Raw genomic sequence first — 12,902 nt, 5'->3', positions numbered from 1 at the left:
CCCGCGCCGACCCCTGGATGTGCCGTGCCCCGGTTCAGCGTCATCGTGCCCGCGTACAAGGTCCAGGCGTACCTCCAGGAGAGTCTGGACTCGGTCCTGACCCAGTCGTACCCGGATCTCGAACTGATCGTGGTCGACGACGCCTCCCCGGACGCCTGCGGCTCGATCATCGACGAATGCGCGGCCCGCGACCCCCGGGTCACCGCCGTGCACCTGGCGCACAACCTGGGCCTGGGCCCGGCCCGCAACGCGGGCCTGGCCCGGGCCACCGGCGACTACGTGCTCTTCCTCGACGGCGACGACACCCTGGCCCCCGGCGCCCTGCAGGCCATCACCGACCGGCTGAAGGCCACCGGCTCCCCGGACGTCCTGGTCTACGACTACGCGCGCACCTACTGGACCGGCGAGCTGGTCCGCAACAGCCAGTCCCACCGCCTCTCCGAGGAGGGTCCGGCCAGCTTCCGCCTCGCCGACCGCCCCGCCCTCCTCGGCATGCTGATGGTGGTGTGGAACAAGGCCTACCGCCGCGAGTACGTGGAGCGCGAGGGCCTCTCCTTCCCGCCCGGCTTCTACGAGGACACCCCCTGGACCTACCCGGCGCTCCTGGCGGCGGAGTCGGTCGCCGTCCTCGACCAGGTCTGCGTGCACTACCGCCAGCGCCGCACGGGCTCGATCCTGACCACCTCCACCCGCCGCCACCTGGACGTCTTCGACCAGTACGACCGCGTCTTCGGCTACCTCGCCACCCGCCCCGAACTGGAGCGCTGGCGGCCCGCCGTGCACCGGCGGATGGCCGAGCACTTCTGCGCCCTGTACGCGGACCCGCGCCGGCTCCCGCGCGCCGCCCGGGCCGAGTTCTTCGCCCGGGCCTCGGCCCTGCTGCGCCGCTACCGGGTGCCGGGCCCCCGGCCGCTGTCCCTGAGCCGGACGGACCGCACCCGCCACCTCCTGATGCGGCTGGGCACGAGGCGCGCGTACCGCGTCCTCTCCCTGCTCCGCTCGGCCTCGCTCACCGCGGGCCGCGCCGGGGGCACCCTGGGCCGGGGCCTGCGCGAAACCGTCCTGCGCCTGCACTACCGCGCGCAGCGCCTGCTCCCGCTCCGCCCGGAACTGGCGGTCTTCTCCGCGTACTGGCACGGCGGTTACGCCTGCAACCCGGCGGCGATCGAGGCCAAGCTGCGCGAACTCGCCCCGCGCATGCGGACGGCCTGGATCTGCGATCCCGCGCACGCCTCGACCCTGCCGCGCGGCACCACCCCGCTCCGCCCGGGCTCGGCGGCGTACTGGACGGCCCTGGCCCGCGCCACCTACCTCGTCACGAACGTCAACTTCGAGCGTGCGCTGGCCAAGCGGCCCGGCCAGATCCTGGTCCAGACGCAGCACGGCACCCCGCTCAAGCGGGTCGGCCTCGACCTCCAGGACCGCCCGGCGGCCACGCCCACCACGGACTTCGCGGGCCTGCTCCGCGGCGCGGACCAGTGGGACTACCTGCTCTCCTCGAACCGCCACTCCACGCTCGTCTGGGAGAAGGCGGTCCCGTCCTCGTACACCACGCTCGAGTACGGCTACCCCCGCAACGACGTGTTCCACCGGGCCACCCAGGCGGACGTCCTGGAACTGCGCGAACGCCTCGGCATCCCGCCGGGCTCCACGGCGATCCTGTACGCACCGACCCACCGCGACTACCGGCGCAGCCGCCCGGCCCACCCGGACTTCGACCGCATCCTGCGCGACCTGGGGCCGCGCTACACGATCCTGACCCGCACCCACCTCACGTACGCGGGCTCACCCGCCCCCGACCCCCACCCGCGCCTCCTCGACGTCTCCTCCCACCCCTCGGTCGAGGAACTCTGCCTGGCCTCGGACGCGTTGGTGACGGACTACTCGTCGCTGATGTTCGACTACGCGACCCTGGACCGCCCGATCGTGATCCACGCGGACGACTGGGAGGCGTACGAGGCCTCCCGCGGCACGTACTTCGACCTGCGGGCCTTCCCTCCGGGCGCGATCGCCCGCACCGAGGACGAGCTGGTGGACATCTTCTCCACCGGCCACTGGCAGGGCTCGCGCTCCGCGCAGCTCCGCGCGTCCTTCCGGACCCGGTTCTGCACGCACGACGACGGCCAGGCGGCCGAACGCGTGGTCCGCCGCGTCTTCCTGAGCCAGCCCACGGCCCCCATCACCCCTCTGGAAGACCGCCGCCCCACCCCACCGGCCCCCTCCGCCACCCCGGAACCCACCCTCGCCCACCTGACCACGTCGCGCTGGCCCTAACCAGCCTGCACCAATCCAGCCGTCGCCAAATCCAGCCTCGCCGGCGTTTGCGGCGCGGGGTCTGCCAAATCCAGCCTCGCCGGCGTTTGAGGCGCGGGGTCTGCCAAATCCAGCCTCGCCGGCGTTTGAGGCGCGGGGTCTGGGGCGGAGCCCCAGGGGGGTCCGGGCACAGCCCGGGGAACGGGCGAAGGGCGGGTAGGGGACCTTGCCCCGCGCAGCGGAGCCCTAGGCCGGCCCGGCCGTCAGCCCGGCGACCACCGACCGCGCGAGGTCGTCCAGGTATCCCCCCGGGACGGCGTCCCGCACGACCACCTGCCGCCAGTACAGCGGCCCGATCGCCAGATCGAGCGCCCTCCCCGCATCCACCCCCACGGGAAGCTCGCCGCGCGACACCGCCTCGGAGATGATCCCCTCCGCCATCCGCCGCTGCCCCTCCAGCAGAGCGCCCCGCACCGCATCCGCGATCTCCGGATTCCGCGCCGCCTCGACCAGCAGGTCGGGGATCACCGCCGAGGCCACCGGATGCCGCAGCACGTGTGACATCACCTCCAGCAGGGCTCGTACGTCCCCGTAGAGCGACCCGGTCGACGGCACCGGCAGTCCCTCCACGGCGAAGGCGCCCACCAGGTCCAGCACCAGGTGCAGCTTCGACTTCCACCGGCGGTACACGGCCGTCTTCCCGACGCCCGCACGCCGCGCGATGCCCTCGATCGACATCCGCGCGAAGCCCACGGTGGCGAGCTCCTCGACCACGGCCGCCCGGATCGCCTCGGTCACGTCCTCACGGAGAACGGCGGCCCCGGCGGGGGCTCTACGGGCGGCGGGGGCAGGGGCGGCGGCAGCAGGCTCAGGCGTCATAAGCAGAGCATAACCCGAGACGACGATACGGTTGCGTTCCGACGTCGAACGACCTAACCTCACCGTAGCGACGATACGGACCCGTCCCATCGCCAGCGACGCCCCGACCCCGTCGAAAGCGACTCCCGTGACAGTGACCACCGCGCCACCGGCCCCCGCTCCGGCGAAGCCCAAGAGCAGCGCCAAGGACAAGGCCCCGGACCCCATCGCCGAACTGGCGGCGGCCCACGACCTGACCCTCAGCGGCGCCCGCCCGACCCTCCCCCGCTACATCGCGCAGCTCTGGGGCCGGCGCCACTTCGTGACCGCGTACGCCACCGCCCGGATGCACGCCCAGTACAGCGAGGCCAGCCTCGGCCAGGTCTGGCACCTGGTGACGCCGCTGCTCAACGCGGCCGTCTACTACTTCATCTTCGGCATCGTCATGCACGCCAGCCACAACGTGCCGAACTACCTGCCGTTCCTGATCACCGGCGTCTTCGTCTGGGACTTCATCGGAAGCTGCATCAACGCCGCCACCCGTTCCGTCCAGTCCAACCTCGGCCTGGTGCGCGCCCTGCACTTCCCGCGCGCCTCCCTGCCGCTGTCCACGGTGGTCCAGCTCTTCCAGCAGCTGATGGTCACGATGGGCGCGCTGATCATCCTGCTGTTCGTCTTCGGCCAGACCCCCACCCTGAACTGGCTGCTCGCCTTCCCCACCCTCCTCCTCATGGCCTCCTTCTGCGCCGGCTGCGCCATGATCATGGCCCGGATCGGGGCGAAGAGCCCGGACGTCAGCCAGCTGATGCCGTTCGTCCTGCGGACCTGGATGTACGCCTCGGGCGTCATGTGGTCGATCGACCAGATGCTCCGCACCGACCACCTGCCGCAGTGGGTCTCGACGGCCCTCAAGCTCAACCCCGCCGCCGTCTTCATCGACCTGATGCGCTTCGCGCTCATCGACACCTATACGGCGAGCCAGCTCCCGCCGCACGTCTGGCTGATCGCCCTGGGCTGGGCCCTGGTCGTCGGCGTCGGCGGGTTCGTTTTCTTCTGGAAGGCAGAGGAGGAGTACGGCCGTGGCTGACACCGCAACCGCCATCGAAACGCGGGTCCCGACCGTCATCGCCGACGAGGTCCACGTGATCTACAAGGTGCACGGCTCGGGCGGCCGCAAGGGCGGCGCCACCGCCGCCCTGAGTCGGCTCTTCTCCCGCAAGCCCGCCCCCGGCATCCGCGAGGTGCACGCCGTCAAGGGCGTCAGCTTCACCGCGTACAAGGGCGAGGCCATCGGCCTGATCGGCACCAACGGCTCGGGCAAGTCCACCCTGCTGTCCGCCATCGCCGGCCTCCAGCCGGTCGCGCGCGGCCGGATCTTCTCGCACGGCCAGCCGTCGCTGCTCGGCGTGAACGCCGCCCTGATGAACGACCTGACCGGCGAACGCAACGTGGTCCTCGGCGGCCTCGCGATGGGCATGACCAAACAACAGGTCCGCGAGCGCTACCAGGGCATCGTCGACTTCTCCGGCATCAACGAGAAGGGCGAATTCATCTCCCTGCCCATGCGCACCTACTCCTCCGGCATGGGCGCCCGGCTGCGCTTCTCCATCGCCGCCGCCAAGGACCACGACGTCCTGATGATCGACGAGGCCCTGGCCACCGGCGACGCCGCCTTCCAGCGCCGCAGCCAGGCCCGCATCGAGGAGCTCCGCGAACGGGCCGGCACCGTCTTCCTCGTCAGCCACGGCATCGGCACGGTCCGCGAAACCTGCGACCGCGCGATCTGGCTCGAATCAGGCGTCCTGCGCATGGACGGCCCCTCGGAAGAGGTCTGCGACGCGTACGAGCAATTCACGAACAGCCGCTGACGGCCAAATCCAGCCCCTCCGGCGTTTGAGGAGCGGGGGTCCGGGGGCTGGCCCCCGGCAACGGCGCCGCACCCGCCCACGACGGACCGGAACACGAACGGGCCGGGCCCGGAACCCCCAAGAGGGTCCCGGGCCCGGCCCGTTCCGTCAAGCCGGCCCGCCAGGGCTACGCGTGCGCCCGGAGCAGCGACCGCATCGTCCGCATGGCGACGGACAGGTTCGCCAGGTCGAAGTCGTCCGACCCCTGGATCTCGTCCAGAGTCGTCCGCGCACGCCCGATGATCGCCGCGTTCTTGTCCTCCCACGCCTTGAAGCGCTCCTCGGGAGTCGAGGTCCCGTTCCCGACCGCCAGCACGTCCGCGGTCAGCGCCGCGTGCGCCGAGAACAGGTCCTCGCGGATGGACGCGCGGGCCATCGACTGCCAGCGGTCGGCCCGCGGCAGCTCGATGATCCGGTCCATCAGCTGGGTGATGTCCAGCCGGTCGGCGAGGTCGTAGTACACCTCGGCGACCGCCAGCGGATCGACACCCGTACGGTCCGAGATCGCGACGATGTCCAGCGTCGGGAAGGCGGAGGAGAACCCGGCCACCTTGGCCGCCAGCTCCTCCGGCACGCCCTCGCCGATCAGCTCGGCCATGACCGCCTCGTACCACTCCAGGTCCGCGCCGCGCACCAGCTTCGGCAGGTCCGACCAGACCTGCTCCACCCGCTCGGCGAAGAACTCGATGGTCTCGGTGATCTGGAGCGGCTGCGGCCGGTTGTTGAGCAGCCAGCGCGTACCGCGCTCGACCAGGCGCCGCGAGTGCAGCCGGATCCGGGTCTGGACGTCGGCGGCGACCTCGTTGTCGAGGTCCTCGACCGAGTCCCACACGCCGGCCAGGCCGAAGATCTCGCGGGCCGCGAGCTGCGCCCGGACGATCTCCTCCAGGGAGGCTCCGGTCTCCTCGCGCAGGCGGTGCAGGAAGGTCGAGCCACCGCTGTTGACGGTGTCGTTGACCAGCACCGTGGTGATGATCTCGCGGCGCAGCGCGTGCCCGTCGACCTGCTCCGGGAACTTCGCGAGCAGCGCGCCCGGGAAGTAGGCGTGCAGCAGGCGGTCGAGGTACGGGTCGTCCGGGAGCTCGGTGTGGATGAGCTCGTCCGCCACCGTGATCTTGGTGTAGGCGAACAGGACGGCCAGCTCCGGCTGGGTCAGGCCCCTGCCGTTGTTGAGCAGCTCGCGGATCTGCCGGTCGTTGGGCAGGAACTCCAGGGCGCGGTCCAGCAGGCCGTCACGGCCCAGGCGGCGCATGAAGCGCTGCTGGGCGTGGAGCAGGCTGGGGGCCTGGGCGGCGCCGTTGGCCAGCGCCACGTTCTGGGCGTAGTTGTTGCGCAGCACCAGACGGCCGACCTCGTCGGTCATCTCGGCGAGGAACTTGTTGCGCTGCTTGACGGTCAGGTCCCCGTCGGCGACCACCGAGTTCAGCAGGATCTTGATGTTCACCTCGTGGTCGGAGGTGTCCACGCCCGCGCTGTTGTCGATGGCGTCGGTGTTGACCTTGCCGCCCTCGCCGCCGGCGCCGACGTGCGCGAACTCGATGCGGCCGAGCTGGGTCAGGCCCAGGTTGCCGCCCTCGCCGATGACCTTGGCCCGCACGTCGGAGCCGTTGACGCGGATGGGGTCGTTGGCCTTGTCGCCGACGTCCGCGTGCGTCTCGGCCGTCGCCTTGACGTACGTACCGATGCCGCCGTTCCACAGCAGGTCCACCGGGGACTGCAGGATCGCCTTCATCAGGTCGGCCGGGGTCATCTTGGTGACGCCGGCCTCGATGCCGAGGGCTTCGCGGACCTGCGCGTTGACCGGGATGGCCTTCGCGCTGCGCGGGTGGATCCCGCCGCCGGCCGACAGCAGGGAGCTGTCGTAGTCCGCCCAGGAGGAGCGCGGCAGGTCGAACAGGCGCCGGCGCTCGGCGTAGGAGGTCGCCGCGTCCGGGTTCGGGTCGATGAAGATGTGCCGGTGGTCGAAGGCCGCCACCAGGCGGATGTGCTCGGAGAGCAGCATGCCGTTGCCGAAGACGTCGCCGGACATGTCGCCGACGCCGACGACCGTGAAGTCCTGCGTCTGGGTGTCGTGGCCCAGCTCGCGGAAGTGCCGCTTGACGGACTCCCAGGCGCCGCGGGCGGTGATGCCCATGCCCTTGTGGTCGTAGCCGGCCGAGCCGCCGGAGGCGAAGGCGTCGCCCAGCCAGAACCCGTAGGACTCCGCGACCCCGTTGGCGATGTCGGAGAAGGTCGCGGTGCCCTTGTCGGCGGCGACGACGAGGTAGGTGTCGTCCTCGTCGTGGCGGACCACGCCCTTGGGCCGCACGACCTCGCCGCCGACCATGTTGTCGGTGATGTCGAGCAGCGCCGAGATGAAGATCTTGTACGAGGCGATGCCCTCGGCGAGCCAGGCGTCCCGGTCGACCGACGGGTCGGGGAGGTTCTTGGCGACGAAGCCGCCCTTGGCGCCCACGGGCACGATGACGGTGTTCTTGACCATCTGCGCCTTGACCAGGCCGAGGATCTCCGTACGGAAGTCCTCGCGGCGGTCGGACCAGCGCAGGCCACCGCGGGCGACCTTGCCGAAGCGCAGGTGGACGCCCTCGACGCGCGGGGAGTAGACCCAGATCTCGAAGGCCGGACGCGGCGCCGGCAGGTCGGGGATGGCCTGCGGGTCGAACTTCATCGACACGTAGGAGTGCTGCTCGCCCGCGGCGTTGAGCTGGAAGAAGTTGGTGCGCAGCGTCGCCTTGATGAGGGTGAGGAAGGACCGCAGGATCCGGTCCTCGTCCAGGGAGGCGACCTGGTCCAGGGCCCCGTCCAGCTCCTCCAGCATCGCGTCGACGAGCTCGGTGCCCGCGGACTGGCGGCCCGGCGACATCCGGGCCTCGAAGAGGGAGACCAGCAGCCGGGTGGTGTGGACGTTGTTGCGGAGGGTGTCCTCCATGTAGTCCTGGCTGAAGGTGGCCCCGGCCTGGCGCAGGTACTTGGCGTACGCGCGCAGGACCACGGCCTGGCGCCAGGTCAGTCCGGCGCCCAGCACCAGGGTGTTGAAGTTGTCGTTCTCGGCGTCGCCCTGCCAGACCGCCGAGAAGGCGTCCTGGAACCGCTCGCGCGCGTCGTCGCCGAGGTAGTTGGCGGTCCCGGCGGAGTCGCCGTTGCCGCTCGCCAGCGGCATCCGCAGACCGAAGTCGTAGATCCACGCGTTGGTGCGGTCGGTGCAGCGCAGCTCGTACGGCCGCTCGTCGGTGACCTCGACGCCCAGGCGCTGGAGGACCGGCAGGACCGCGGAGAGCGAGACCTGCTCGCCCGTGCGGTAGATCTTGAACCGGCGTTCGCCGGGGCCCGCGCCGACCGGCTCGTACAGCGAGAGCGCGAACTCGCGGTCGCTCGCGGACAGCCGCTCCAGGTGGCACAGGTCCGCCACGGCCGAGCGCGGCGAGTGGTCGGCCTTGTAGCCCTCGGGGAAGGAGTTCGCGTACTTGCGCAGCAGCTCCGCGGCGCGTTCCTCGCCCAGCTCCGCGACGAGCGCCTCGCCGAAGCCGTCGGCCCAGGAGCGGGCGGCCTCGACCAGCCGGCCCTCGATCCGCTCGACGTCGGCGTCGGTCAGCACGGGCAGCTCGGTGCCCTGCGGGACGCGGACGACGAAGTGGATGCGGGAGAGGATCGACTCGGTGTTCCAGGCGGTGAAGTCGACGCTGATGCCGTCGAGCTCCTCCTGCAGGATCGCGATCAGCCGCAGCCGCACGCCGGTGGTGTACCGGTCGCGCGGCAGGTAGACGAGCGCGGAGTAGTAGCGCCCGTACTCGTCCTGGCGCAGGTACAGCCGCAGCCGGCGGCGCTCCTGGAGGTACAGGACGGAGGTGGCGATGGCCTGGAGCTGGTCGACCGGGGTCTGGAACAGCTCGTCGCGCGGGTAGGTCTCCAGGATCTGGAGCAGGTCGCGGCCGTCGTGGCTGGACGGGGCGAAGCCGGCGCCCTCGAGGACCTCGGCGACCTTGCGGCGGATGACCGGGACCCGGCGCACCGACTCGGTGTACGCGGCGGAGGAGAACAGGCCGAGGAAGCGGCGCTCGCCGACGACGTTGCCCTCGGCGTCGAACTTCTTGACGCCGACGTAGTCGAGGTACGAGGGGCGGTGCACGGTGGAGCGGCTGTTGGCCTTGGTCAGCACCAGCAGGCGGTGCTCGCGGGCCTTGGCACGGGCGTCGGCCGGCAGCCGGTTGAAGGACGGCGAGACGGGGTGCGCCTCGTCCTGGCCGTGGTGCACCGGGTCGGAGCGCAGGATGCCGAGGCCGGTGCCGGGCACGGCGGCCAGGGCGTCGCCGTCGACGAGGTTGTACTCGCGGTAGCCGAGGAAGGTGAAGTGGTCGTCGGCGAGCCAGCGCAGCAGCTCGCGGGCCTCTTCGAGCTCGTACTCGCGCAGGTCCGGGGCGGTCGGCTCCTCGGGGAGCTCCTGCGCGATGCGCAGCGCCGCGTCGCGCATCTTCTCCCAGTCCTCGACGGACTCGCGGACGTCGGACAGGACGCGCTGCAGATCGGCGGTGATCTGCTTGAGGTCGGCCTTGTCGGTCTCGCGGTCGATCTCGACGTGGATCCAGGACTCGACGAGGGAGTCGTGGGGGCGCGCGGTGCGGGGACCGTGAGCGTCGCAGTCGGGGCCGAGGATCTCGATGAGCTTGCCGGTGACGTCGCGGCGGACGACGACCTGCGGGTGGATCACGACGTGGATGCCGCGCCCGTGGCGGGACAGCTCGTTCGTCACGGAGTCCACGAGGAACGGCATGTCGTCGGTGACCACCTCGACGACGGAGTGGCTGGAGGTCCAGCCGTTCTCCTCCACCGTGGGCGTGTGCACCCGCACGTTCGCGGTGCCCTGCGGACGGTTCTCCGCGAGCCGGTAGTGCGAGAGCGCGCCCCCGAACACGTCGACCGGGTCCCGGTCGAGCAGGTCCTCCGGGGCGGTGTGCAGGTAGTAGCGCTGGAGGTAGGCGAGAGTCGTGTCCCGGTCGGGACGCTCCCCCTGCTCGGACCCAGTCGGAAGTAGCCCCCCGGCCGGGCTGTTCTCAGCTACCCGTGCCGCCCGCGCGAGCAGCTCGGCCTTTGCTTCGTCCAGCTTGGTCTGCATGTCCTCTGGCTCCTGTCGCGCGCCATTGCGTGACGTAGGTGAAGGAAGGAATGGCATAGCACCGCGAGGCGGGGTTTCGGTGTCCGTTCGGGATCGACGCTATGCCGTCGAGAGAGCCCACCGGGAGGAAATCGGCCATGATCGGCAGGAGGTCCCGGGGGCGGGGATCAGCGAGGGCCCGGGCACCGTGGTGCGCCGGGCGCCGGGCGGAGGCTTCGGTGCCTCCGAGAACTATCGCGCTGATCACGGGTACCAGGCTATCTCGCTCCACCCCCGGCTCGTCATGAGCTGTATGTGTACAAAAGAGGGGGGGTAACTTTGACACTCTGGACAGGGTCCGGCCCGGTCATGCGTGCCAGGCCGGTGCGCGGTCGCTCTCCGCTCATGCCCCGGTCGCTATCCGGCCAGCTCGCGAGCAGTGCGTACGGCCTCCGCCAGGCTGTCCACGACGGGGACACCGGCTGATTCCAGACTGCCCCGGCTGTGCGAACCGCCCGTGTAGAGGACGGCCCGCGCGCCCACGTGCGCGGCGGCCAGCGCGTCGTCCACGGCGTCCCCGATGAGGACCGTACGGCCGGCCGTCACTCCCGTCCCGTCCAGGGCCGCCAAATGACGTACGAGATGTCCGGCCTTGGTGGTGTGGGAGGGCCCGGTACGCCCGTCGACGCGCAGGAAGTGCGTGTCGATCCCGTGCGCCCGGACGAGCGGCACGAGCTTGTCGTGGGGCGCGAGGGACAGCAGGGACTGCGTGAGCCCGTCCTGCTGCCAGTCGCGCAGCAGCTCGCGGGCCCCCTCGGCGAGCCCGGCGTCCTCGGCGGCCACCCAGTAGTGCCGGTGGAAGGCCTCGTCCATGACCAGCCATTCGGCGTCCGTGGGGAGCCGGCCCATCAGGCGCTCGTAGAACTTCGGCACCGGTACGACGTACAGCTCGCGGTACCGCTCCAGCGTGATCGGCGCCAGGCCGAGCTCGGCGAAGGAGGCGTTGGTGGCGGCTATCACGGCGTCGATGTCGTGGAGCAGCGTGCCGTTCCAGTCCCAGACGATGTGCGGGGCCGCGGGCGCGGGGACCGGTGCGGCCGGGCCCACGGGCGCGGCGGTCACGGGCGTCGGGCCGCGAGCGCGGGGCCCTCGGGCGTCGGGACCACGAGCGGCGCGCCCTCGGCTGCGGGGTTCTCGGGTGCCGCGCTCACTTCAGCAGCCCCGGGATCTCCTGGACACCGAACCACAGCAGCTCGTGGTCCTCGGCTCCGTCGACGGTGAAGCGCGCGTCCTCGTCGCCCCCGTCCGCGGCGGGGACGGCCGCCACGGCGGCGCTCACGTCCTCCAGGGCCTCTTCGGCGTCCACGTGCACCGCGGCCGCCACCGAGAGCCGTACGGCCCCGGCCAGGGCCACCTGGCCCAGCGTGGCCTCGTCGACGCCGGGGGTGGCGGTGGCGGCCTTGTCGTCCACGTCCACGGCCACCACGACCCGCTTGCGGGGCGCGGCCCCGTCCTCGGCGATCATCCGCAGCGAGGCGGCGGCGGCCCGGGTCAGGGCGGCGTACTCCAGCTCCTCGATGTCGTCCGACACGTACCACTCGCGCAGTCCGGGCGTGACGGCGTACGCCCGCAGCGGAGCCGGGCCCAGCTCACCCGCCTGGTGCGCCTCGGCGAGCCCGGGCAGGGTCAGGGGGACGTACACGCGCATGGCCGGCTGCTTTCGGTAGTCGGAAACGCCCCCAGGATACGACCGCGGCCCGCCTCCCCTCCTCCCCGATGCCCCCTTCGCCCGAGTCCGCCCCGGGGTCCCGGGCCGGACTCCGTCCGTGACGGCCCGCGTCCCCCTTCGGGGTGCCGCGGCGGGGCCCGGCGGCGTCCACCTCGCTCCCGGCGGGATCCGGGGCGGGGCCCGGCGGGGCCGGGGGCCGACCCGGATAGGTGAAGGCGGGACGGGTGCGGGGGCGCCCCGCGGCGCCGTTGCGGAGCGTGTTCGCAGCCCCGTAGAAGTCCCTACGAAGTTACCGCCCGGTACCAACCCGGGCACGACCCCAGGGACGGCCGCGATGCCCACCAGCACACCCCGCACCACCGAGAGCGCCACCGAGAGCGCCACCGGAAGCACCACCACCGACCCCGCGCGGCCCACGAGCACCGCACCCACCGGGGCCCGGCCCGGGAACGGGGCCGCCCGGCGCCCCGGAACCACTGGGAGCGGGCGCGGTGGCGGGACCGGTGGCGGGAGCGGGAGCAGCGCCGGCACCGGCCCCGGCCGCGGCTCCGCGAGGCCGACGGGCACCGGCCCCGGCCCCGGCGCCTCGCGGCCCGGCCGCCGCCACGACCGGCGCCGGCCGCCCACCGCCGTCCACCGCGGCAGCGGCCCGCACCACTGGTTCGCCGAACGGCTGCTCGCCGTCCTCAGCGGACGCCGCCCCGTGCACTCCCTGATCGGCCACACCATCGGCCCGGCCTACGACCAGCTGATCACCCTCGCCCCCGCCGACCCCCCGCACGAGCACGCGTACGACGCCCGCCGGCTCAGCCCCGTCCTGCACGGATGCGGCCGCTTCACCCCGGGCCCCGGGGTCATCGAGGCCTTCGCCCGCATCGCGACGGGCGACCGCCTCACCGCGCTGGCCTTCCGTCTGGAACAGGGCCCCGACCTGCGCTGGCGCTGCGCCGCCGTGGAACTCCACGGCCCCCGCCCGTGACCCGGGCCCCCGCCCCCGAACGCCGCCGGGGCCGGACCCCACGCACAGCGTGGTGTCCGGCCCCGGCGGTGATCCCGCGAACGGCGC

8 protein-coding genes are annotated in these 12,902 nt (G+C 72.2%); 4 read left to right on the top strand and 4 right to left on the bottom strand.

Annotated features, from left to right (window positions below):
• Nucleotides 1–24 precede the first annotated feature (24 nt).
• Complete coding sequence (locus ACE1OC_RS25375) at nt 25–2,274, top strand: bifunctional glycosyltransferase/CDP-glycerol:glycerophosphate glycerophosphotransferase (protein ID WP_407838952.1); 2,250 nt, start codon at nt 25–27, stop codon at nt 2,272–2,274.
• A 225-nt stretch (nt 2,275–2,499) separates the two neighbouring features.
• On the opposite strand, the gene ACE1OC_RS25370 is transcribed toward ACE1OC_RS25375, so the two are convergent.
• Entirely contained in the window at nt 2,500–3,132 is a 633-nt protein-coding gene (locus tag ACE1OC_RS25370) for a TetR/AcrR family transcriptional regulator (protein ID WP_407838951.1), read from the bottom strand.
• A gap of 127 nt (nt 3,133–3,259) precedes the next feature.
• Between ACE1OC_RS25370 and ACE1OC_RS25365 the strand changes: the two genes are divergently transcribed.
• Nucleotides 3,260–4,198, top strand: a complete 939-nt coding sequence (locus ACE1OC_RS25365; protein WP_407838950.1) for an ABC transporter permease — start codon at nt 3,260–3,262, stop codon at nt 4,196–4,198.
• Nucleotides 4,191–4,979, top strand: a complete 789-nt coding sequence (locus ACE1OC_RS25360) for an ABC transporter ATP-binding protein (protein ID WP_407838949.1) — start codon at nt 4,191–4,193, stop codon at nt 4,977–4,979. The genes ACE1OC_RS25365 and ACE1OC_RS25360 overlap by 8 nt, the downstream gene beginning before the upstream one ends.
• Before the next feature lie 166 nt (nt 4,980–5,145).
• Here ACE1OC_RS25360 and ACE1OC_RS25355 read toward each other — a convergent pair whose 3' ends face one another.
• The 3 genes from ACE1OC_RS25355 to ACE1OC_RS25345 all read right to left on the bottom strand — a co-directional run bounded on the left by ACE1OC_RS25355 (nt 5,146) and on the right by ACE1OC_RS25345 (nt 11,815).
• Nucleotides 5,146–10,128 (bottom strand): NAD-glutamate dehydrogenase, encoded by a 4,983-nt coding sequence (locus tag ACE1OC_RS25355; protein ID WP_407838948.1) that lies wholly within the window; start codon nt 10,126–10,128, stop codon nt 5,146–5,148.
• A gap of 396 nt (nt 10,129–10,524) precedes the next feature.
• Entirely contained in the window at nt 10,525–11,229 is a 705-nt protein-coding gene (locus ACE1OC_RS25350; protein WP_407838947.1) for an HAD family hydrolase, read from the bottom strand.
• A gap of 85 nt (nt 11,230–11,314) precedes the next feature.
• Nucleotides 11,315–11,815, bottom strand: coding sequence for a DUF6912 family protein (locus tag ACE1OC_RS25345; RefSeq protein WP_274552965.1), 501 nt, complete (start codon nt 11,813–11,815; stop codon nt 11,315–11,317).
• Nucleotides 11,816–12,170: 355 nt separating this feature from the next.
• Here ACE1OC_RS25345 and ACE1OC_RS25340 point away from each other — a divergent pair, with 355 nt between their 5' ends.
• Nucleotides 12,171–12,815, top strand: a complete 645-nt coding sequence (locus ACE1OC_RS25340) for an Rv3235 family protein (protein ID WP_407838946.1) — start codon at nt 12,171–12,173, stop codon at nt 12,813–12,815.
• Nucleotides 12,816–12,902 lie beyond the last annotated feature (87 nt).

Source organism: Streptomyces stoeckheimensis, from assembly GCF_045822005.1.
Lineage (GTDB): Bacteria > Actinomycetota > Actinomycetes > Streptomycetales > Streptomycetaceae > Streptomyces > Streptomyces stoeckheimensis.
This window is presented reverse-complemented; position numbering and strand designations above follow the sequence as displayed.

Excerpts from the sequence above, each read along its gene's own strand:
- ACE1OC_RS25370 (WP_407838951.1), bottom strand. The coding sequence starts at position 3,132 with ATGACGCCTGAGCCTGCTGCCGCCGCCCCTGCCCCCGCCGCCCGTAGA.
- ACE1OC_RS25355 (WP_407838948.1), bottom strand. The coding sequence starts at position 10,128 with ATGCAGACCAAGCTGGACGAAGCAAAGGCCGAGCTGCTCGCGCGGGCG.
- ACE1OC_RS25345 (WP_274552965.1), bottom strand. The coding sequence starts at position 11,815 with ATGCGCGTGTACGTCCCCCTGACCCTGCCCGGGCTCGCCGAGGCGCAC.
- ACE1OC_RS25340 (WP_407838946.1), top strand. The coding sequence starts at position 12,171 with ATGCCCACCAGCACACCCCGCACCACCGAGAGCGCCACCGAGAGCGCC.